The 23,271-nt window shown below is 44.8% G+C and carries 22 protein-coding genes; 2 read left to right on the forward strand and 20 right to left on the reverse strand.

Annotated features, from left to right (window positions below):
- Positions 1-59 precede the first annotated feature (59 nt).
- From N5E87_RS23115 to N5E87_RS23200, 18 genes are all read right to left on the reverse strand, one after another.
- Complete coding sequence (locus N5E87_RS23115; protein WP_239642780.1) at positions 60-560, reverse strand: hypothetical protein; 501 nt, start codon at positions 558-560, stop codon at positions 60-62.
- 91 nt (positions 561-651) lie between these two features.
- Complete coding sequence (locus N5E87_RS23120) at positions 652-1,089, reverse strand: hypothetical protein (protein ID WP_279773653.1); 438 nt, start codon at positions 1,087-1,089, stop codon at positions 652-654.
- 69 nt (positions 1,090-1,158) lie between these two features.
- Positions 1,159-1,383, reverse strand: a complete 225-nt coding sequence (locus N5E87_RS23125) for a 2Fe-2S iron-sulfur cluster-binding protein (RefSeq protein WP_279776085.1) — start codon at positions 1,381-1,383, stop codon at positions 1,159-1,161.
- A 509-nt stretch (positions 1,384-1,892) separates the two neighbouring features.
- Positions 1,893-2,324 (reverse strand): hypothetical protein, encoded by a 432-nt coding sequence (locus tag N5E87_RS23130; protein ID WP_086903605.1) that lies wholly within the window; start codon positions 2,322-2,324, stop codon positions 1,893-1,895.
- A 130-nt stretch (positions 2,325-2,454) separates the two neighbouring features.
- Complete coding sequence (locus N5E87_RS23135; protein WP_011711530.1) at positions 2,455-3,003, reverse strand: hypothetical protein; 549 nt, start codon at positions 3,001-3,003, stop codon at positions 2,455-2,457.
- 92 nt (positions 3,004-3,095) lie between these two features.
- Positions 3,096-4,469: a DNA cytosine methyltransferase gene (locus tag N5E87_RS23140; RefSeq protein ID WP_279776086.1), complete on the reverse strand. Its 1,374-nt coding sequence runs from the start codon at positions 4,467-4,469 to the stop codon at positions 3,096-3,098.
- Between the two features lie 128 nt (positions 4,470-4,597).
- On the reverse strand, positions 4,598-4,885 hold the full coding sequence (locus N5E87_RS23145; RefSeq protein ID WP_279776087.1) for a hypothetical protein: 288 nt from the start codon (positions 4,883-4,885) through the stop codon (positions 4,598-4,600).
- A 121-nt stretch (positions 4,886-5,006) separates the two neighbouring features.
- On the reverse strand, positions 5,007-5,441 hold the full coding sequence (locus tag N5E87_RS23150) for a hypothetical protein (RefSeq protein WP_279776088.1): 435 nt from the start codon (positions 5,439-5,441) through the stop codon (positions 5,007-5,009).
- A gap of 111 nt (positions 5,442-5,552) precedes the next feature.
- Entirely contained in the window at positions 5,553-5,918 is a 366-nt protein-coding gene (locus N5E87_RS23155) for a hypothetical protein (RefSeq protein WP_011711534.1), read from the reverse strand.
- Positions 5,919-6,424: 506 nt separating this feature from the next.
- On the reverse strand, positions 6,425-6,856 hold the full coding sequence (locus N5E87_RS23160) for a hypothetical protein (protein ID WP_088212894.1): 432 nt from the start codon (positions 6,854-6,856) through the stop codon (positions 6,425-6,427).
- Between the two features lie 327 nt (positions 6,857-7,183).
- Complete coding sequence (locus N5E87_RS23165; RefSeq protein ID WP_086904914.1) at positions 7,184-7,486, reverse strand: hypothetical protein; 303 nt, start codon at positions 7,484-7,486, stop codon at positions 7,184-7,186.
- Positions 7,487-7,631: 145 nt separating this feature from the next.
- A complete protein-coding gene (locus N5E87_RS23170; protein ID WP_086904913.1) occupies positions 7,632-8,651 on the reverse strand; it encodes a toprim domain-containing protein in 1,020 nt (339 codons plus the stop codon).
- A 189-nt stretch (positions 8,652-8,840) separates the two neighbouring features.
- Positions 8,841-10,478, reverse strand: coding sequence for a hypothetical protein (locus N5E87_RS23175; RefSeq protein ID WP_279776089.1), 1,638 nt, complete (start codon positions 10,476-10,478; stop codon positions 8,841-8,843).
- Positions 10,479-10,560: 82 nt separating this feature from the next.
- A complete protein-coding gene (locus tag N5E87_RS23180) occupies positions 10,561-11,535 on the reverse strand; it encodes an AAA family ATPase (RefSeq protein ID WP_279776090.1) in 975 nt (324 codons plus the stop codon).
- A gap of 96 nt (positions 11,536-11,631) precedes the next feature.
- The gene (locus N5E87_RS23185; RefSeq protein ID WP_011711539.1) at positions 11,632-12,699 is read right to left on the reverse strand and encodes a DUF3150 domain-containing protein; all 1,068 of its coding nucleotides are present in this window, start codon (positions 12,697-12,699) and stop codon (positions 11,632-11,634) included.
- A gap of 178 nt (positions 12,700-12,877) precedes the next feature.
- The gene (locus N5E87_RS23190; RefSeq protein ID WP_011711540.1) at positions 12,878-13,273 is read right to left on the reverse strand and encodes a hypothetical protein; all 396 of its coding nucleotides are present in this window, start codon (positions 13,271-13,273) and stop codon (positions 12,878-12,880) included.
- 344 nt (positions 13,274-13,617) lie between these two features.
- The gene (locus tag N5E87_RS23195; protein WP_037426827.1) at positions 13,618-13,815 is read right to left on the reverse strand and encodes a hypothetical protein; all 198 of its coding nucleotides are present in this window, start codon (positions 13,813-13,815) and stop codon (positions 13,618-13,620) included.
- A gap of 313 nt (positions 13,816-14,128) precedes the next feature.
- The gene (locus N5E87_RS23200) at positions 14,129-14,500 is read right to left on the reverse strand and encodes a hypothetical protein (RefSeq protein WP_037426830.1); all 372 of its coding nucleotides are present in this window, start codon (positions 14,498-14,500) and stop codon (positions 14,129-14,131) included.
- 565 nt (positions 14,501-15,065) lie between these two features.
- On the opposite strand from N5E87_RS23200, the gene N5E87_RS23205 reads away from it, so the two are divergent.
- Positions 15,066-16,121 carry an RNA-guided endonuclease TnpB family protein gene (locus N5E87_RS23205; protein ID WP_088212891.1) on the forward strand — a complete coding sequence of 352 codons (1,056 nt, stop codon included), beginning with the start codon at positions 15,066-15,068 and terminating at the stop codon, positions 16,119-16,121.
- 13 nt (positions 16,122-16,134) lie between these two features.
- Here the strand turns inward: N5E87_RS23205 and N5E87_RS23210 are convergent, their stop codons facing one another.
- Positions 16,135-17,934: an ATP-dependent helicase gene (locus N5E87_RS23210; protein ID WP_086904625.1), complete on the reverse strand. Its 1,800-nt coding sequence runs from the start codon at positions 17,932-17,934 to the stop codon at positions 16,135-16,137.
- 151 nt (positions 17,935-18,085) lie between these two features.
- Between N5E87_RS23210 and N5E87_RS23215 the strand changes: the two genes are divergently transcribed.
- Positions 18,086-18,925, forward strand: a complete 840-nt coding sequence (locus tag N5E87_RS23215; protein ID WP_279776091.1) for a hypothetical protein — start codon at positions 18,086-18,088, stop codon at positions 18,923-18,925.
- A gap of 48 nt (positions 18,926-18,973) precedes the next feature.
- Here the strand turns inward: N5E87_RS23215 and traN are convergent, their stop codons facing one another.
- Positions 18,974-23,269, reverse strand: a complete 4,296-nt coding sequence (traN, locus tag N5E87_RS23220) for a conjugal transfer protein TraN (protein ID WP_279776092.1) — start codon at positions 23,267-23,269, stop codon at positions 18,974-18,976.
- Between the last annotated feature and the right edge of the window lie 2 nt (positions 23,270-23,271).

The raw sequence follows: 23,271 nt of genomic DNA on the forward strand, positions 1-23,271 counted from the left end.
AAAAATCCCAAAAAAAAACGACGAAGGGATGCCGTAGCATTCCAACGTCGTTCTATACTTTAGTGCAGATGTTGCTTGATTAAATCCACCATCAGTTTATTGCCTGCATACTGAAAATAATCGAGCCAGCCTGCCACTGAAAATGATTCAAAACTGGGAGTGTTCCATAGTCCCCAGATATTTAAATCGCATCCACGCTTAATAATATCCTCCAACTGACCATGCGGTTTCCGGTGAACAATATTAAGCATTTTTTCAATTGAGATCGGTTCTATCGATGATTTCCCGTCATCAATTGAGATTAAATAAGGGCTTGTGGGGTAACCTGCATTGTGCCAAAAGCTCACATATACAGGGTTTACGCCAAGTCCCACAGGGATTAACACCGAACCGCCTTCGCGCAGCTGCCACAAGAACTGCTTGATACCTTTGTCAGCAAACCTTGTAAGCGTTTCGAGATCGACCTTTAAATCATCTTTATAGACAATCGGCAGGTTTAATCGATTCGATTCAGATGTCATAGAAGCGAAAACAGTATTAATTTCTGATTCGTAATTCATGGTGCTCACTCCAAAATTTAAATGGGTGAACGCCCTAGGGTCGTTTCACCCTAGGGTCTTTGTAACGGCGTAACCGTTTTACATTGTTAAGTTAAAAAATCGAGATTATCGAGATTGCAAAACCTATGGTGCCAAGAACAAGACCTATTGCGCCCATTCGCATAGAAATACGAATGTTTAAGTCTTGATGATCCCAAAAATGTTTGAAAATCTCTAACTGCGTCGAATCAGTCACCTTTAAATTGACAGGATTAGTATGCAGCTTTAATCCCAACTGCTGAATCCCGTCGTAATCTATCGCTATCTGATTCATCGTTAGTGAAAGATTTCCCGAATTACCCATTGCATAGCGCAGGATCCAGAACCCGTTGTCGAGGTTTTGGATCGTAACTGGCTTTTTACGCATAAATCGCTTAGTAAGCACTTGACGGCGAGAAGGACTACTGACGATGTTATAATTGCACATTCGAACAATACCCATACCACCTTCGTCTTCCTCTGGTAATCGAATAACTTTATCTACTTGCATAACTCACTCCGAATGGATTAAGAGTGAGCAACCCACAAGGGTGATTGCTCACCCAAGGGGTAATAGAGATTAAACTTCTAAGGTCACGTCAGTATGTGCTATTGCACAACACACAAGCACATGGCCATCTTTAACGCTTAAAGGCTTTGACTGATAACTTACAACACCTTTAACTAATCTGGTGCTGCAAGCCCAGCAGTATCCGCTTCGGCATTCAGTAAAAACAGAAATACCTTTAACTTCAAGCTGCAAAAGAAGAGTGGAGTTATTATCTGACTCAATTGATATAAGCATGACTTGCTCCTTTTAAAGTAAGCCACACCCGTCGGGTAAGGTCTTACCCGATAGTTATTAATCGTGACTAAAGATCGTTGATGAAACAGATGTGCCGGTTGTATTCCGATTGGTACGTAAGCTTGTCAGGGGCGTTGACGCAAACCACGTCCCCTTCGGTGTAAGTGCATAACATGAGAGATTGAGGGTTAACCCATAATCCTTGATACTCGTCGCAATACTCCCGCTCCCATCCACTCTTAAGCGAGGTCTCAAAGTTTAATGAGCCGCCGAATGGCCAGAAATCTCTGACCATTGTAGACCCATACATACTTAACTCCGGTTTTGCTCTCCCTTTTTGGATACGCTTCTTAATGAGTCGGCGTAACCATCGTTGCTGAGCAATTTCCTTACTTGAGATGTATCTCGGACCTCTTTTTCTGAACCAATACAGGTTGCCATCGATACTATTTAACGCCTCTTTAAGCTCGTTAATGTTTAACAATGACGCTTTCTTGCTTGCATGAGAATTATTTAGCATGTGCTAATCTCCCTGCGTTTTGACCGAAGCTCACAATCCCGTTCCAGCTCACTTCTTCAGTGAGTGGCAACGGAATGGCTTGAGGTTTCGAAGACATTGCATAGCAGAACTCAATAAGCCCGATGTCATCACGGCTAATTGACTTCAAAGACGTAGGTTTTGCTTTCGCAATACGGAAGCCCCAGAAGCACAAATTCATGAGTTCTAGTTCATCCTGAATCTCAAACGGAAGTAGGTTCCCTTCGAGTTTCACGGTCTCAACTGCAGCAAGTCTCACGTCGCCTGATTGTTTTATCTCATATAAACCAATGTGATAAACATGGCGCTTAGGGCGACGGTCAATTTCTATACCCTGTAAAGTGGCATAGGCCACGATTTTTTTAGTGCTTGTTTCCCAGGCACCAACTACTAAATGTTCCATATCTCACTCCAAATTCAAAAATGCCCGTAAGGCATAAACTAAAAAAGGGGGAGTTATGGCCCGGAGGGGGCTAAACTCACCCCCAAGGGTTAAAAAAGTAAACGACTAACAACGGAACGATTACTCGCTCTCACCACTTTACGAAAAATCCCTGTTTTGGGCATTGCTTTGAGGGCGGTAAATCTTCGTAAATGGCACGAGGGTTATGTGAAAACTTAAGTAGGTAAAGTGCAGGCTTTATCGCCTTAATTCTCACCTGCTTAAAACGACCTGATTGGATCAGATTGTTTGCACAATCACCTAACTCGGGGATCACTTCAGCGTAATTACATGCTGCATATTTGCCAGGTATTAACATGCGATTATCACTGCATAGATGCCAATAATCGCCTGTTTGCGTGTCTTGTAAGACATCACCTAACTCAATCGCAATCCCGAGACCGCGTAGCTCTTCGCTGTCTAGCTCATTACTGTCGAAACCGTAATGCTCCGCATTGGCTTGAGCTAGCCAGACATACGCATCTACACCACCAAATACGCCACAACCCTCATATTCGGGTTCTTTGATTGGTGGCTGGTCGTGAGGCTGCAACATATAAACTTCTTTGACTTCGCAGCCAGAATAGATGTTGTAGATAGACTCGTTTTTGTCAGCTGTTTTCCAAGAGAAAAATCCCATAACTCACTCCTATTGCCCGTTGGCAGGTATAAAAAAGGGGTGAGCATGGCCCTTGGGGGCATGGCACCCCCCCCAAGGGTTAAATTTTGATGTTAAGCTGCAATGGCAGCTTTAACGGTATTGGTTAAAAGCGTTTGTCCTACTGATTGCATCAAGTCTTTAAAGGCAGGGTATATCACCGATTGCCCAAGGATTTGATGCGCCACTGTGTCAGATAATCCCTGAATGACTTCAACTGGGATTCCCTTCACGCGGCAATGCTCAACCGGTGTGAACAATCTTGATAACGCGGAGTCAACTGGATTGATGATGAATGGCTCAGTGCTACGGCATTTCGCGTAGTCCTTGCCTATCACACCACAGCCATCGGAATCTGCTGTCAATAACTGACGAGCAAACCCCTTACCTGCCGCTTTATCGCGCTCTTCCTTCGCCGCCAGATAATCAAACGGCTTGTACCTGTCGTCGCCATCCGGCACCGCATCCAAAATATGCCCTAGACTGGCCTCTGGAAAGCGAGAAGGCATAAGTGAATAGATGTCAAACTCTGACATATCAATTCCCGACGACAGAGCGACAACGGCTAAGCGTTTACGACGTTCTAAAACCCAGCGGCCACCATCTAATGTGGTTTCGTGGAGGTTGTACCCCAACGAACCCAGCACAGACCTGATGACTGTCATTGATGAAGTGTTGGCGTATTCGACCACATTTTCTATCAATATAATCGCCGGATTTAACACTTGCGCGAACTGAAGAAACGAGAAGAACAAAGCGCCTGCCGAATCGTGAGATTCTGCGAACTGGAGCTTCAGTTTACTTCGACCGCTTTTTGATGCGCCGACGCAAGGGATACCCGCAACCAGCACATCGACCTCCATATTGCATTGCTGCAAGTTCACATCTTGAACCGGAGACTCAATCACAATAGAACTGCTATCCCACAACTCTGGATTGTTGGTCAGGCTCGAATCTAGGTACTGGGACTCTAGCTCAACAGCGACAGCTATTTTGCTGGAGATCCCCGCCGACTCTAATCCATGATGGACAGCCTTATCTAACACGCCACCGCCATGGAATAACGAGGCCACTTTCAATGACTCACCATTTTGCAGGCGTGACATTAATCGTGATTCCCGACTCTTAACCCGCTCAGATTGATGATGCGCTGAGATAATGATTACCCCTGCTTTAATCAACACTCTGAGTTTGCTAATGCCTTCAAAAACCTCTGTAATCGCTTTACAGGTTAAATCGATAATGGGTGTGATATTACCGTTTTTACTGCGACGGCTTACGATGTACTTACCCTGTTCATCTGCCGCTAAGCGGATTTCATTTCCGTTTGCGTGAATAGTGTAATTTCGACCTGCATCCCACCCTTCTCGTGATAGCTTGGAACCCTCGACCCACACGCGAGCGCGGCCTTTGGAATCACCAATTTTAGTATTAATGATTGTTGCCATGTGACTCACTCCATAAATGCCCGTAAGGCATAAAACAAAAAAGGGTGAGCTATGGCCCTAGGGGACATTACTCACCCCAAGGGTTAAATTTTGATGTTAAGCTGCAATGGCAGCATTAACTGTCTTGGTTAAATTGCTAGTGAAGCTAAAAAGCGGTATATCGCGCTAAAGACGATAGATATAACTGCCACTTTGAGGATGTAATTGAAGTTGAAACTTGCCTTAACAAGCTGATTCAATAGCACATACGAATTAACGACCCCAATTAAAACGATTAAATCCTCTTTGGTCGCATTAAAAAGCAGTACATATCCCAAAAGCCCAGTTATTAAAAAAGAAGCATCGAAAATCGCAAAAAAACGCTGCTCTCGACGATCCATAATCTCGCTTTTACTGCCACCTTCTAATTTACTCATAGCGTGTCCTCACTACTGATTAAAGGTACACGCAGCCCAAAGGCACTTGTGTACCCTTGGGGGTTAAATATCGACTACAAAGGCTCTTTCACTAAGCGGCGCTGGGCTCGCTTGAAAGGTGTCAAACCATTGTTGTTTCGAATTTACGCATTTCGGCTTGAATCAATTTAAGATTTTCATAAATCGAAGCGGCTAATAATGCAGTGCGGGAGGCATTCTGATGAAACTCCAATATCCTGTCTTGATTGACCACCTTCTCTGCATCTTGAAGATGCTCCGAAGATGCCCAATTCATAAGGGATATGTAATCATCAAAGTCTGCTCTCATTATGATGTTGTTCAGGTTCTGGATTGAATTAACTAATCCAAAACCTGTCAGGTTTTCTATATCATCTACAACGATGACTTGAGACCCTTTTACATAAAGGATGTCTTCCATCCCCTTGTAAAACAGCACGATTGTTTGACGCTTTTGGTTTATCAATACGTCCAAATGTGGTGCCGTCAAAGCCACAAATTGTTTTGCTTCTTTGAAACTGATTTTCTGTAATTGCATGACTCACTCCAAAATTTTAGAAATGCCCGTAAGGCATTAAAATAAAAGGGTGAGTCTGCCCCATGGGGACAAAACTCACCCCCAAGGGTTTAAAAATCAAATTCGTTAAGGTTACAGCACTTCCTGTACTCGCAAATAGAGGTCTCTAACGCGATTTTTAGGTATGGTGCCGATGATCACTTGTTTGCCATCTTTGACAAAGTATTCCGGTGTCACAGGAACCCAGCGAGTTCTTCCGAGGCAAAATTTTGTATCTTTGTCTAATTTTTCCATCTCGTGACTTCTAAAAGTGAGCTCTCCCCGGTGGTTTTCGTCCACTCGTTGACTTGTGCCGTAAGCCAAGCGCAACTGTGTACCAGACGGGTCTGCATCAACAACTAAAACAGGACGGAATTTGGGGCCTGGCCGATTAGGATGTTCATCCGAAGGGAACCAGGCAAATAGAATGACCCCAACTAGGGCCGTAGGGTTACTCATAGGAACCTCGACCTAGTTGTAGGAAATAATTTGATTGAATTATGGTTTGCTGAATACCCCATTTCTCGCGAAGAAATCCTCAATGGACTCTCCTGCGATCGATGGCGAACAGTCACTCTGCATTCCTGCTGAAACGAAACGTAGAACCAATTGCTCAGTTGTAATACCGAGCTGAGAAGCTTTGGCCTCCAATTCTGCAAGAAGAGTGTCACGATCATCAAATCGAATTGTGATTGATGGCATGTTAGATACTCGTATAAAAAGTTTACTTGAGCATCGTAGCACGTTCTGTTGTAACATGAATATTCTCCTGTGGAACAACTAAACATAATTAGCTAACTCAAAAGATTCTTGAGCCATTTTCAGTGAAGTGGCATCAATCACCCTTGCTGAGTTCTCACCATCACAAATGAATTTTTTCATAGCGGATACCTATAAAGTTAATTAAAGGGAATCCGCCCTAGGGCAAAATTCCCTAGGGATGGTTAATCTATGTTGATTTATATTTATGCGGCTTCTCGAATGTAAGCACCAGAAGTCCAAGCGCTTGTCGCGATTCGGACTTCATATTGCTCACTTAACTCATCGAAAAGTTTTGTACTTGCAGAAGCATGATGGAAAAGAGCCAAAGGATTAAATTCCCAAGGTTCTGACCAATTCGCTTCTTTGATTTGTACGCTGATAGCGATGTAGCTACACCAGCTGGTTAACAGCACTTTATAAAAGCCGTTTTCAGCGATAATTTCTCCATCTCTAGTGCGAACATTAAATGTTGGCTCAGTGAATGATTTCGGTAAAAGAGACTGAACTGTCTTTTTTACGTTCTCAATAAACCACTGAGTCTCGTCGTGCAACTCCCAAGGTTCCCAAGCTTCATCAAATGGTAATTCGATATGTACGGTACTTGCGTTTGCTAGACAAAAATGACCTGCGCCCATAACTCACTCCTAAAAATTAATTAGTAAAAAAGTAAAATGGTGCGCAGGCCTTGAGGCTATGCACACCTCAAGGGTTTTGGCTTTAAGCGGTACTTAAAGCATTGTTAGACCTTAACGTAGGTTCGACGGGCTTTCGCCAATACATGACCGCAGTACAAGAATCATCAAGTACATTAGTCATGCAAAATCCAACTGTATTTAAAGTAGTCGATTTACGACGGTCTTAAACAAGGTTGGAAGGGTTGCTCGGTTAGCACTGAGGCCGTTACCGAGTAGTCATCAAAGTTGGCCACTCGGTAACGGCCCCGCGTTGGCAGGGCTTTGGAATTAACTATCAAAGGGAACCCTGATAGTGATACCTGCGGGGGGTGACTTCCGGCTAAGAACGTATCCAAGCACTTCACCGCAATCGGTGTGAGAGCTTGTGATCATTCGCTCACCGTCTGTCTCAATGAACCGCCATACGCTACAGGATTCCTCCTTTTTCACGCCGGGGTGCAGGTAGTTTTTTCCGTTGATGTGGATTTCTTCTCCTGTAGATTTCTTGCTCGGTATCGGCTGAAACTCAAGGAAAAAGCTCACTTCATCAACGTAGTTCGTTGGGCAGTTTGGAAAGCCGTTTTGACTCATATTCACTCCATTAGTTTATAGAGTGAGGGCTTCCCATTGAGGGCTTTCGCCCTCGCTGTGTGTGGTATTTAGGTGTTCATCTCAAAGTAGACTGTTATTAATCCACTTTAAAATGAACACCTTTTGTAAGGTATTCATTTACGACTCAAGCCGCTGTCGGTTTTGATAGTTGATTGTATTCATCAAGCCAATCAATGCCTTTCGAACCCGCTGGTATTGCTTGCTTGGGGAAAAATACCCGAGCCTCAACACCATGCGATTCTAACCGCTTCCTGAGATTTTCCGCTGCCGCCTGACCTGCGCCAGAAACGTCTTTATCAGCAAAAATGCTGACTCGTTTTACACTCGATGGAATGTGAACAGCTTCTAACAATCTATCGCTGTAACACGCCCACGTCGGTAAACCGGACATCTCTCGCACTGCCAGAGCAGTCTCAATGCCTTCAGCAACAGCCAAGTGTTCCCCAGGATGATAATCAAGGCGGATAGCTCCACCTCTTATATCACCTGGTGGCGACATAATTTTTTTTACGTCTTCCACATTGGCCTTATTACCTTCGGGTGTCAGGTAGATCCGGTGCAATGTCAGGGGCTTGCCTTCTTTATCGAAATAAACGCCTAACATCGCTGGAGTCCAGCTTTTCACCAATTTCCCATCGACATTGCTGACGTTCAGACACGATTTAATTCCGCGCAGTGTATTGGGTAAGTCAGATACATCTAAACCGCGTTTAGACAGATAAGCCTTCACATAATCAGCTTCCATTGCGTGAACGGATTTTGACCACACCTTGCGTAATGACTCGGTACGTTTTGCAACATCTTCCGGAGGTAATGTGTACTCGGCAGGTTTGCTAGAACCCGATGCCACGTACTCAGAATCTAATTTCAGATTAGCCAAACGACTGATTTCATCGCAGGCCTTCATCTTCGGTAGATCAAGTACGTATGCCACCGTATCTATCACATCCATGTAACCAACCCCGTTGAGGTAAGTTGAACCATTGGATGCAATTCGAAACACGGTTGTCCCACTCCCCGTCCGAGGATCAGGTACTTGAGATGGTTTCTTGCGTAGCGCTTCGCTGAGCGCCGGAATTTTGCCGTAAATATCTAACGGATTAACGCTAGACCGAATAGCTTGGATTTTTTGTATTGCGTCCATAAATGCTCCTTTACTCAGGGGATCTTTGATACCCACTAACTAGAGAACGCATCAAAGATCCCCCGAGGGAAATCTAGGACGAACACACAGAGAGAGCGATTGCAGGGAAGCAATCAAACTGCGTATTCATGCGCTAAATGGCGCACTTCTCCCTAGAGGGGAAGTACGCCCCTCTAGGGATTTAAAGTGTTAAATGTGTTGCTTAAGCAACTGCATTAACTGTTTCGGTAACTCGTTGACGTGGTCGATACAGGCTACTTTAAGGTCTTTAAAACCAGTAAACCTTACTTCCACCTGACCAATGATGACAGGCAAAACCACAACGCCATGCTGAGCTAACCAATCGAGAGAACCAACCACTTCCTGCGGAACGTCCGGTTGACCATCGGTAATCACAAACATCACCTTTTTTTGCGATGACTGTAAAATGAGCTTGCTGCCCATTTCCATCATCGCACTTCCAGTACTTGTGCCGCCGAGCTCTACATATGGCAAAACCGAAGGAGTCTTCTTCAGAGCAAAACCTTTTAGCTCCAGATAAAAATCACCAAACAACGATAATGACGTCAAAACACCACTCTGTTTTTCAAGAGCCTGTGTCATTGCCATTGCCGCCTTTGTTGCTACATAAGAGCGGTGTGTGTCGTCCCACGGATACCCCATAGAACCTGAAGCATCAAGCAACACACCAACTGAAAGGTTTGCCGCAATATCACGACGGATATTTTTAGCGCCAGGATTCCCCAGAAAAGCATCGACCAACCGATCCTCGTCTAACTCCCCAAACTGCGTCACGCCGGATAATTTCATGTTTCGTTGTCGGAACATGACCTTAACAGCATTGGCGACAGCGCCATTCACCTGCAGATTTGCCGCAGGGAAAACATTGCTTGGATTACCACGCAGCAACTCCTGCACTGTGTAAGGAACGACTTTGATTGGTTCAGGAACACGAGAATAGTTACTCATATCTTGCTGATATCGGTGAGCCTCTAACAGTTTGCCAACGTCCAAGTCCTCGAAGGATTGCTCCAAATCGATTTCATTGAACCCTTTGCTATTGCTAAGAGTCTTCCCGCTTGTATTGCCGTTGCTTTTACCTTCAGCATCACCTTCAGCTTCAGCGTCAGCGTCACCTTCAGCGTCACCTTCAGCGTCACCTTCAGCATCACCTTCAGCTTCACCTTCAGCATCACCTTCAGCTTCACCTTCAGCTTCACCTTCAGCTTCTTGCTGATTAGCCTGTTGCATTGCCGCAAGCTCTAACAGAAGGTTTTCTGCCAACTCACGCACTTCTAAGGTGTCTTTCGCCGTTTGTGCAAGCTGTGCGTATTTCAAACACAACTTATCAAGCTCCAGTGTTACCCAATCAAATCCAGCTAATGCTGGTTTGATCGCAGTAATCCCGTTTTCAAGGTTTCCGACTAGAAGTACGTAATACAAAATGTCGTCGAGACAGTTTGTAAACTCACGCTTGGTAATGATGTCTACCAATATTCTTCGGCTTGATTGATAAGACTGTATTGCGCCAGGAAATTCCCTGATATTGCGCAAGTCGATTCTTATGTCCTCAAGCACGTTGATTGCGTTTTTCAACGCTGTACTGGTCTGCTGCATGACGTTTCCGATTGCACTGAAGTTGGTGTGATTGAGATGGGCCGACTCGTGAAGTAACGAGCAAACCATCTGATCCCACGGGCCAACCCCAATGACAATTCTTTTACCGTTGGTGTAAGAACTGCCACCAGCAATCGTGACGTTAACGCCTTTGCGAGTTAACGCATTCGACAGCATCGAGAATGACGCTTGTTCAGTATTTCTTTTCATTTCTCACTCCAATTGCACCCGTAAGGTACAAAAAAATGGGGTGAGAAAGCCCTTGGGGGCGTACTCACCCCCAAGGGTTAAATTAAGCATTCGCAGCTGTTAGCGATTGCGTAAACATTTCAGCTAAATGCAGCTTGCCCAACTCATTAAGCGCTAGACGCTCTTCAGGAGTTGAAGCGGCTGTAAACACAATCTCAAACACCTCCTGCATCGTGAAGTCAGGCAACAACTCCCACATTACCGCCCAATCAACTAAAACACGAGTTGATAGTGCTGATTGAATGCAGTGCTGAGAATTGCCGTTGACAGCATCGGTGTTCGTCGCATCACGTACCGTTTTGGCAAATTTCGCCATCGCAAGACGAATACGATAAGACAGCTTAGTCATATCACCGAGAATATCTGTATCCACAGAAATTGCTGGATATTCAAAGCCAATCCAAAGGAAGCGACGTTTAACCGCCTCGTCCATATCGGATGAAATCGAACCGTAACGGCCAGACATGTCGGCTATACCTGGGGTCTGACACGTTGCAATTACTCTAAAGAGCGGGTGAGGATTTACCACCTCGCCAGTTTTCTCAATCGCAAGAGGTTTGCCCTCGAGGATTGGGTGAAGACTAGCTAGCAGGTCGAATGAGCCTTTATCCAGCTCGTCCAGCAACAGAATACCGCCTTCGCGATACGCTTTGACCACCACGCTCTCTTCAAAAACGGTTTCACCATTTTTGATACCAATGTTGCCCTTCAGCGTTTCGGGGCGCATGGTTTCACTCACGGATACTCGGTGCAGAGATAAGCCAAGAGAAGCCGCAAGAAACGCGACAAACTCCGTTTTACCCGTACCTGTTTCGCCATAACAAGCCAGTGACATGTTACGGCTCTTTCCGAACATCCAAGTCAGCGCAATGAGCAAATTACGCTCGTTTGGTCTGTACTTGGGGTTCACTTTTGGCACGTTAGCCATACCTTCAAAAACAGCGACCATTTTACCGCTTAAAGTTGGGCATAATGGGAATACTGTTGCACCGGATACTTGTTTAGCTTTAATAGACATAACTCACTCCAAAATTTTAGAAATGCCCGTAAGGCATTAAAATAAAAGGGTGAGTCTGCCCCATGGGGACAAAACTCACCCCCAAGGGTTTAAAAATTAATTAAAAAACGCAGCAAAAGCGGCATCTAACTCGGCACTTAATTCCGAGTGCTCCACTTCTTCAGTCACTTTTGCCGTTGTAACTTCCGTTTCACCACTGTCTTCTGTGGATCCGCGTAACGCATGTAGCAACTGAGCGACATCTTCATCAATCTCAGCCATAGGCTCGTTAACAATTTCAGGCTCAACCATCGCTTCCAAGCCTAGTTCGTCGTATGACGTTAACAGAGTTTCAAGCGCGGTTTTGTTGCTTAATGACGTTAGTAACAGCCGTAACAAACCTAACGATTTGCTATCCAGTTGCCCATTCTTAGGGAACGAGTTGCGCATCTCATTGAGACATGCCGCAAGTCCGACCCAAGTATCAGAAAGAAAACTGAAGTTCGCCGCCTTTGCTTCCATATCAGCAAGGAATGAAATTGCCTTTTGACCAATCACGTCGCCGCGACCAATCTTATTCAACACATCCTCTGACAAATCCGCAAATTCTTGAAGCAGCTTTTTATCCAAGTGAGTATCAGCAGCAGCCGATTCATCATCGGACATAGAACCGATAACGATAGACATTGGTGGGCTCATGCTCATATAGAAGCGTGATTCCACGTCACTGACAGTAGGCGCATCACGGCGAATGAATCTTGCCGCTTCAGGATGTGCCGCACACTGGTTATCCAGCAGCTCTTCGTAATCTTTCACGAAGGCTTCTGCTTCCTCATTAAAAGCACGCTGAATTGCTTCAAAGCGAATTTTTAAGGTATCGAACTCACTCTCAGGGACTAACCACCCACCCCAAACAGGAATGCCAGCAGTATCCATGAGTCGCTTAGCTCTCATGTAATATTTACTGACGAATTTAAGGGCTGATTTATCAACCAAGAACTTACGAGGCTTCTCTGTGACTTCTGACACGTCCCCACCTTGATCATCAAATACCTTTGATGATTTCTCTGACTTCTTGCCCGAAAAGGACGAGAAATCTAAAGACAGATGGAGACCTTTTTGGCCTTGCAATGAAGCAATTTTGGCCTGACGTGCAGCGATGTTACCTGCGGTATTAAATTTCATGACTCACTCCAAATATGCCCGTTAGGCATAAAAAAAGGGTGAGTCTGCCCCGGGGGGACAAAACTCACCCCAAGGGTTAATAAATTGATTTGTTCACCAGCTGCAGCAGTCAAACTCCGTTGGCGTTTTATGGCTCGGATTTTACTGATGCAATTGGATATGCTGGAGCGATACTGACTCAAAATAGTGCCAATGATTCGCCCCAAGAAATAGTCTGCCAAACGCCTTCGCCATTTCGCAATTGCGATTGCTGCTTAGTGCGTTTTTTAGACCAAGTTTCGTTGTTGAGCTTTATTCTGGCATTGACGATTTCAACTGGGTCAACGACGTCTAAGACACCATCCCTCAGTAAATCACAATCTAAACCAGCATAACGACAAGCAACTAGAAACTGCTCTGAAAACACCCAGTCAAGAATGTCTTCCGCTTCAGTCACCGAATCTCTCAGTAACTCCAGATTTGCAGAAATGATTCCGTCCCAAAAAGCGCGACATTGTTCAGCGCTCCAATCAACAGATTCATGAATGCCTAATTCACCCAACGATTTCTCGCGGGTTTGATATTTTTTAGCCATACCCACTCCAAATAAATAAGTTGCGGGTACGGCCCTTTAGTGGGCAGAACCCACAAGGGAAAAAATGCTTAACGCAGCATCAAAGCGCCCTTTCGGGAGATTGTGATGGTCAAACTAGATGCTCTAGTAGACGCACCACAACCAAACAACAACTCGGCAATTAAATTCCAGTTTCGCGTAGGCGATTGGAATACTGATGTTCAGCGCTTAATTGGGAGTTGTTGTGAGGAAGCATGGAGTGGTACTAAGCAAAATAGGCTTGAAAAAACCCACTTTGGTTAGTTGTGCCAATCAGCACCGGCACTGATTGGCTGACACGTCCGTAAGACGGTCTTACTAGCCGGTTAGATAACACCTAGAGTTTCCTCTGGTGACAGAATGTTTTGAGATTTTGCCCAAACTGATAAACGCTCAGCCAGTTCGCCATGATCACTGCTGCTCACATCAAAACCAACCTTGCTTGATGTAATAGCAACACATTTTTCAGACGCGGTAACGAGCACATTCAGATCAGAGAAGAAAATCGCAGATAGTGTAGACATAAGTAAAATTCCTGTTTATAGAGTGTCGCTAGTGCTGTCTATTGCGAAAGAGCATTAGTGACACCCCATAAACAGTCCTAGAGGACGCTTAAGTGATGTCGATTTACAGTGGTTAATTTGGCATTACCAAACTAGGCCCAATCTCTCTAATACAGGTCTAACTAAAAACAGATAGATAGTCATAAAACCCATAAAGATTGCCGCAAATACGATAGCGTCCATAGTCTCACTCCAGTTTTAATAAAATAAAAAAGAAAAGGGGTGAGAACGCCTTTTAGGGCAATTCATCACCCCAAAAAGGTAGGTTTGTTAATCAATGTAACAAGTTGAATAGATTCCGTTTGGCCAAGCGTGTACGTGCGCCAGAGTCAAGCAAGGCATACGTAAAACTGTCTTGAAGCTCTAAAGGGAGTCGATTCATTAGTTCTTTAAATGTCGCAACCATCTCTGATTTCAAAGATTCAGCCGCAGATAAATAAAGGGTCCCACACAACTCACCAGCTAAATCAGCATGGAATTTGGCGTTTTTTTGAATTTTTGAATTGACATCACGAAACGGAGAATCGTTAAGCAAGGCAATCTGAGCTGAAGCAGTTTGAATCTCGCCTTCAGCGTCACAAAGTGTGATTTTTTGATTAAGGGTGATCTGATGCAGAACACTCTCGGCCGAAAAAATACTATTCATAGTTCACTCCAATAATTAAAAATTGGGTGAACAATCCCTGTGGGGGAATATTCACCCACAAGGGAAGATATTTAGAAAATCTAAACATCTGGTTTCAGGTCGCTAATCTGAATTGAGTCTGAGTCCGAGGCTAACGGAGACTTTTGGTTGCTGCGTAGCAACACCTTTTGAACTAAACGCCGAATCTATCTAACTGAATTTTTCAGTGATAGATTTTTCGTAAAGAAATGGAAAGCTGATATTCAGCGAGCCAGACGTTTAGGTGGGAGGTTCGGCTGCGCAATTGCACTAGGAAATCGTTATTTCCTAGTGAAACTGGAGGTAAATCAGAAATAGCTAAAGCCACCGATACGAAAGCCATGAACAGGTGTGTACATCATGGCCCTGAAAAGAATGCCTACTGAAAAGTAGAACACTTAGAAAGGCGAAGGGCATCCGCCTACATACACATTATTTTAATTTCACAGGTTTGTCAATCTGTCAGTTTAAGCGTAAAACCCCACACTTCTAGGGTGGGGATGTAAGCGCCCTTGCATTTAATTGATGTCTGTATAAATATACAGCCATGCACACAAAAACCCTAAAAGTCAGAGTAAAAGACAAACACCAAATCGTGCTCACTCAGCAAGCGAGGTCGGTCAACTTTGTCTGGAACTACATCAACGAATTAAGCTCACGCTCCATCAAAGAGCGGGGGCGGTTTTTGTCTGCATTTGATATTCATCCTTACACCAAAGGCGCGAACAAAGAGCTAGGACTTCACAGTCAGACGCTTCAATGTATCGCCAAAGAGTACGTTACTCGCAGAGTCCAATTCAAAAAGGTTCGCCTTAACTGGCGCAAGTCGGGTGGTGCGAAACGCTCCCTTGGCTGGATACCAATTAACACGGGCGCGGCCAAGTGGAAAAACGGTCAAGTGTTCTTCAATGGTCACTATTACAGCGTGTGGGATAGCTACGGCCTAAGCAAATATCAGTTCAAAACCGCTTCATTCAACGAAGATGCTCAAGGGCGTTGGTACTTCAATGTGGTGGTTGAAATCGAAACTCAAGCAAGCTCAGGGACAGCGAGTGTCGGTATCGACCTTGGTTGTAAAGAAGCGGCCACTGATAGCAACGGTCATAAAGTTGTTGGCCGCCAGTACCGCCAGCTCGAACAGCAATTAGGTATTGCGCAACGGGCTAACAAGAAACACCGAGTTAAGGCAATTCACGCCAAAATCAAGAATCGCCGCAAGGACGATTTGCACAAATACAGTCGCCAGCTAGTAGATGGTAATGCGGCGATTTTCGTTGGTAACGTCAATTCCCTTTCTTTAGCTAAAACCAAAATGGCTAAGTCCGTTTTGGATGCAGGATGGGGAATGCTCAAAACAATGCTGGAATATAAATGCGCTCACGCAGGCGTTGTTTTTGAAGAAATCAACGAGAGTTACACAACCCAAACGTGTTCGTGCTGCGGGGAAATCCCCGCAAGCAGTCCGAAAGGTAGAGCAGGCTTGAGAATAAGAGAATGGTCTTGTAGCAGTTGTGGCGCTACGCATGATAGAGATGTCAATGCAGCCAAGAACATTCTTGCGGTCGGGCATGACCGTCTAGCTGTAGGAATCCACCCCCTTTAGGGGGTGGAGGATGTCAAGCGGCGTCAAAATCGTCAGCATCGTCTTCATATCCAGACTCCAGCTCTACAACCCTTTCTTTGTTAACCTCGTACAGAAACTCACTGGGCTCACTGGTGTAACTCATAGTGAGCGACGAGATAGCGCGGGTCATGGCCACATACATTAATCGACGTTCTTCCGCTATCTTACCCTCTGCTAACGCCTCTTTGCTCGGGATGGTTCCTGTGTCGCTCCCCACAATCCACACGTTGTCGAACTGCAAACCTTTTGAAGAGTGCATAGTGATCAATGACAGCTTAGGTGCGGCCTCTTCTGATTGGTCTTTACGCTTTTTGCTGTCTAACGAAGGCTTCAGTTGCGCAATACTTTCTCCCAGGCTCTCCCAGTGACGTCCAGCAATGACATCACCGACGACTTGAGCATGTTTTTGGTCGCGCTTATCGAGGTGTATGGCTAACAATTTAACGATAGATTGCATGTAGGTTCGCTTAGCATCCTCACGCCCTGCAGGTATGTCATGCCAGCCTTCAGCTAATGAGTGGAATTTTTGCAGGTCAGCATGATGACCAATCTCCGCATGTTTAAGGCCGCCAAAGGTCGTTTTCGCCGTCCGGCATAAACCAATAATTCTTGCCGTTTCCGCCTCTGGCACTGACAAAGCCGCCAAAGCCCGATGTAGGGTATGGTCATCATGTTTGCCTGAAATCACAGAGGCAATTTGAATCAAGCTGTAGGGTGCTACGCCATCAAAAAACGACTTACCGCCGCGTCGATTGTACTCAATGCCATGACCCTGAATAACCGTTTCAACGCGATCAAGGATGGCATTATTCCTCGCAATTACTGCCCACGTATGAGGCTCTTTGCTCACCGCATCTAAAATCTGGTTAAGCTGGTTATCCATCGTGCCAGACTTAATGATTTTGACAGTCCCTTGCTCTTCCCTAACCGCATTCATCGGCTTATCAATCCTATCGGGGTTATTGAACTTAATCAGCATACCCGCTCGATTCAGGATTTCCTTTGAGCATCTAAAGCAGTCTCTTAGCACGTAAGCATCTGCGTTAAACTCTGACTGAAAGGCCACCATATTGTCGTATCCTTGGCCACCCCTGAACGAGTAGATAGCTTGATCGTCATCACCAACGACCACCAGCTTTTTACCAAGCAGCGCGTGTTCACGTAGCCACATGTATTGCAGTGCATCGGTATCTTGAAATTCGTCTACCAGAATATGCGTAGCCGACACAGGAGGGATTTCACTTTGCGCCAGCCAACTCACGGACAGTTGGCATACGACGTTAAAATCCGTCTTGCCCTGCTTAATCAGCATATCTTTGTAAAGCTCGTACAAGGCAACTTCTGTGCCACTATACTCTTTTGACAGGTCTTGGCTTCGGCCCATTTCATCAAACAGCCTAACAACGTCCGGCACCTTAAATCTGAACTTATCAATGAGGTCTAAATGGTCAGCTTCATTGAGCACCGACTTAACGAACAGCATTAACTCATTGGCCATTAATAACCGGCGATTAAGTTTGCCGCGAGTCATCGCTAACGCAGTTGAATGAAAGGTACTGATAGTTACCCGTTCCATAGCTCGTGGGGTAAGGGCGTGAAGCATTCGCTCAGTGAGCTCAACACGAGCCGCATCCGTGAACGTAAGTAAATGGACAGAATAGGCGCCATCTCTGGACAGTAAACGCTTAGTCAGCTCTACCAAAACATAGGTTTTACCACTTCCAGGTAATGCACAAACAAGGGTATTGTCGTCACGTTCGATGACTAACCCCTGATCTTTTGTTGAGCCCATTTAAACTTCACCATTAAATTTATGTGTTGCGCGAATGATAAGTTTCGTAAGCTAAACAATCAACCTTTTAACCACTCTTCTTATATTTCAAGAAATTTGCCAAGTATTAGGCCTGTGTTAACATTGTTGGTAATTCTATCAGGAGTTCACCATGAAAAAGACCTACTCACTTGCCGCTGTTCTTGCTTGCACCGCTTTGTTCTCTGGTTGCGCGTCAACACCAACTGACAAATCAGCACCTAAAACAGTCTCTCAACTCGATATTAAATCTGATGATTCTTTTGCATTTAAAGTTTTCAAGTTGGGTCATGGGGGGCATGGGAATATCAAAGACAAAATTGTTTCTGATGCTGAATGGGAGAAAATTAACGGCTCTAGTGGCTCGGTTGTCGCAATGAACGCGGCAGCTGGCGCAGCTGGCTTAGGTGTCATTTCAGGTTCCGGCCTATCTGGTGGTCTATTAAATGCGGGTCTATTTTTCTTAGGTTCAGGGGAGATCCCACCTTTACCAACATTTATGTTTTATCAAATTGTGCCAGCAGATCAGATGGAACAAGCAAAAGCTGACTTAATCAAAGCCTACTTGCCAGATGGTCAGAAATTTGAACTCACAGCTGGAGTTGATGGCAGAACTGTAGTGCTGGTAGATTCGAATTATTCAGATTTACCATTACCCCAATACAAAGGTAAATTTGCTGCATTGAGCATTTCTACAACTACCTTGCTTAGTGGGGCTGAATTGAAATCATTGCTGAATATTGGTGATGGAAACGGTAGTTATGCGATTTTAAAGTTAGGCATTGGTTCTTGTTACCAAGTTGAGAGCAGTAAGTTATTAGCTCAGACCTTTGAATATCCATCCTACTTTTATATGCCACCAAAGGCACCTAATTCACGCAAAACTTGTGAGTCTGTTGATAATTCCTTGACTGATTATCCATATATCATTGACGTTAATACCAAAACTCAGCGCTTCTTCGTCAAAATGTAATCTTATACCCGCAAGCATTTAACAAAATGCTTGCGGGGTTTTGTCACTTTAGATTGGGCAAGATGGTGGTCTTGGGAAACCTGAACAATCTAGGTTAGTAGCAGGGGAAGCGTTTTCAAACGCTTCTCGAACTTTGACACCAGTATCCACCCCTAACTGATTTTTAATCCTGTCATCGGCGCTGTCTCGCGCATCGGGGTTAACTATGGCATCTTCACCCGTTTTTTCCATGTCAGGCTCAGGGAACATACCAGATTCAGTCATTAACCCCACCCACTCGCTGAAGTCTACTTTTCCTAGGTCGATATTCGATAATTCGTCTAGGGTTAATCCACGGCACATTTCGTTGTCATGCCATGACACTGGATTGTGCCCAAGTTGAACAATCACCTGCTCCATGATAATTCGAGCTAAGGTACTCTTGAAACAGCAATACTCGTTGTGCGCCTTATCAGTACATATCCCTAATGTCTTTTTACAAGGCACTTTACGGACGAAGAAGCACTTGCGTTCTTTCAGCTCGGTCCCCATTTTCAGCTCTTCCTCGTCACAGGCCGTTAGAATCGTATAAAGCAATTTGAGCATGTTATAAATGGTGTAAAGCATCATCACGAAAGAAAGCGCTGCTATGAGGTTACTTACAACACCTTCCATAGCCTGTGCGCCAGCACCTTCTGCTAAAGCACCTGATTGCTCTTTGGCTACTTCAACCCCTAGCGCTTCAGCCCCAGAAACTATAGCTTCCTGCATCGCCTGCGGCATCACATCGTAAACCCACTGGTAGATTTCTGTTTTTACCGTATCGATTGAGGTAGCCAAATCAGTGAAAAAGTCAGTAACAACGGATCCGGCTTCTCCAGAAACTGTGGTTGTTGCGTTGCCAGCTGTAGCCGTAGCTTCGGAAGAAAAGGATTTACCAAGATAATCCCATGCACCTTTTGCGGCCTCCGTCGCTGGTTTAGTTGTGTCAGATACCCAATCAACAGCATCATTCCAACCACTTTTTACCATGCTCCAGCCTTTTTTGGCATATTCCCCGCCTAAATACTCATTCACCCACGCGTTCTCACTGGACACTGCATTTTGCCCAGCTTTGAAGGTCATTAATGACAGTTTAAATAGGTTGGATGTGGTATCGGTGCCTTTGGTGGAGCAGCAATCATTTACCTTGAGTTGATCCCAGCTACATTGCTCAACACTGCCAACGAACACTTGGCAGGTATCAGGATTAGTAGGGTCCGTACATGATGACCCATTGTCTAATTCGTTTATAGCCGCGTACATCGCAGCAGTTTGAACAAAGTCTGTATTGGTCTCTTTTGCTTTTGTTTCGCAATTGCCATTCACACATGAAATATCGGTAAAACAGGTATTATTCTCTACTATTTCAGTTTTAGTTATGACTGAACCGCTCTCGCAGCGATAAGTCACATCCCACCCAAAACATGTATTAGTTGCCGAATCAAGCCACCCCTCCGCGCACGTAGATGACTCAATACTGCATTTTTCATCTGACGTATACTGACTGCACTGATCACCCATTGTCCGAATGTCAGAATACCCAACTGTTCCACCATTAAAGGGTAGTCGATTACCCTTAAGAGGATCACACACATAATCTTCCATGTGCGCATACATGCAAGGAGTAAGGCCATCGTCCCCCTCGTATAAAGGATCTAGATTGACAAGTGCAAACATATCCTTGGTTTTTTCTAACGCATCGATAACTTGTTGGTCTGAGGATATATCACGCAGTACTTCCCAATGAGCGAGATAAAGTGGTGCGTTAGCACGTTTGGTCCAATCTTCTGAGGTATTCCCTCGCCCAATGATAATTCGACGTTGCTTTAAAGAGTCAAAACTTCCACCGTACATCTGCTTAGCATCAAAAATCTGGCCATTCTCATTGTAAAACCGAGATGTAACACCGTTGTTTATTTTGACAGCAAATACAGACCATTTATTCCGCTTGGGTAGGACGTTTACAAACTCTGTACCATACATACCTGGGCCACTGTAGATACTATGAGTTTGAAACCCAATTCCCTCTTTGCATACCCATAGACCGTCGTCGTTCTTATTGTCACCTTCATCATCAGTGGTACCAACTATGTTACCGCAGTTTGATTTAGTCCCATTTGCCAAACTTGGGTCAAAATCCCTACGCATAACCATTAATATTACGTCATTTGCCCCAGACACCGCCTGAACCCCCGGAGCACCATCTATATCCGAAAGGTTTAGCACACCACCGTTATTGATTAACTCAGAATCTAATCTAGCATCGCATTTCCAATCAGATGCCGTACAAAAACTGTCTGGCGTTGACAACGATGCCTCACATCCTTCTGGTGACTCAACAATGTCCTCAACCCAGTTTGCAAGCAAGTCTTGATCGAAATTGATAGTGATACTGGTATACCCTTCCCCCAAATTTTTTACGGATAGCAACTGTTCGACGGTCAGAGTGCGATTTTTTGCTAATGCAGTCTGGAATGGCACAGTCACATCAATGGGGGACGCAGTTATGGTGTTACCAATATCGGAGCAAGACTGTCCATCTAGTGGGAAAGTCGAAGACTGGTTAAGAATTGTGTCATTAACTGATAATTTAAAATAATCGTCATATCTCGATTTCCCTATAGTCGCGGAAACAATGTTTATTCCGTCAAGCAATCTGAACGATGAAGCATTGCGATAGACTTTACACGTACCATCATCATTGTCTGGCAGAGCGTTATCCGTTTCATCTCCCAAAATGATTGAAATACAGCGTTTACCGCAATACCCAAACCCACTGCCAAAGATTTTATTCTCGTTTGGTGGCGTTAAAATTCGTTCTCTATTACAGCTTGAAAGATTGTTTCTGTTTGGCTTAAAGCACTCTTCGATAGTATTTTTAATCAGTGAGTCATCGATAGTAGTTTTAGTGACAGTGTCCGTCGAACAATCCCCGAAAAATTGTCCTCCACTACCATTAAGAATGTTTTGCTGTTCCTGTGATCCAGATTTAAGGAATGAAGCATCCTTTCCAATAGTGTGTGGCGGGTTCTTGTTTTGAGCATCAAGCAAGGTTAGATAAGCATTGGCACTATGATCTTGCGCATCATTCGTTTCATCTTGATTTGCCCCTACAACGGGCTCTGACTTTCCATAAGCCGTGTTTCGCTCAACGGCCTCTTTAATCGATTTTTGTTGCGCCTTTTCGTCCTGATAAGTACCTGTTGCAGATACGTTGTAACCGTTATTGGAGTCAAGCCCGAGCATATCAGCATTGGTCATATTAGATGTGGTCATATCTGTTTGACCAACATTCCGGTAATTAAGCTTAATATTGTTAGTTGTGCCTCCTGGCAGCTCAATGGCGCCTACCGCGGATTTGCCAAAATCGCGGCCCATCTGCATAAAGTAATCAGGATCTGATAAGTTTCCCTTCGCCGTAATACAGGTATTGCTGTAGGGATCTAACTCTTTTCCAGTTGGACAACTGGCGACAGAACCCGAGGAATTAACACATGAACCGTTCATTAACGTCGTTCCTGCCGGGCAGCTCGGGGCAGTCCCAGGCATACACTGACTACCATCTTGATAGTAGCCTGCCGGACAGCTTACAGTTGATACAGTGGTTTCGACTTTCTGGCAGTTGTCATCACCGGCAGGCGTGTAGCCAGTTGGACAAGTGGAAATGGTTCCCTCATACAAGGTTCGCTTACAGGTTGATTCGTTTTGCTTTTGCCAGCTTTGATCAGGCAGTGAAACTGAGACCGTCTCGTCCTTTTTACAGAGTCCGAGGTCTACATAGGTTTGTGGGCAAATTTGCTCTACTGTTTCTGCGGCCCCACCTTCATCCGGGCAAGTTTTACCCAATGGGGTCTGCAGTTTAAAACAAATTCCATTGCTAAATGTTGTGTACCCTGTGGGGCAACTGGCCTGAGATGAAGCGCTTTGCCTTGCTGAACAAAGGTTAGGATACAGAGGGTCATGATAGTTCCACGATTGTTGAGAGTCCAACCAGTTTGTCCCAGTGGGGCAACTGTTTATCGTTGTCCGGGACTCGTTTTTGGCACATGTTTGTAAGCCATTTACCGTGGTGACTGAATAGCCCGGTGTCGAGCATGACACTACCGGAGCTGCATAAGTGTACTTAATACAGGTGCCATTGGAATAGCTCCACCCTGTTGGGCAGGAATACTGAAGAGATACTGGCAATGGGAGATCTGCAAATGCAGGGCTACTTGTGAGAAATAGCGCCAGAAAACTCATAGTTAAAATATTGAATAAGTAAATGCTTCCTATTCCGTAAGAGATTACCTTTTCCCACCACGTAACCAGTTTATCTTCCATTG

It is taken from the genome of Shewanella sp. GD03713 (assembly GCF_029843705.1).
Taxonomy (GTDB): domain Bacteria; phylum Pseudomonadota; class Gammaproteobacteria; order Enterobacterales; family Shewanellaceae; genus Shewanella.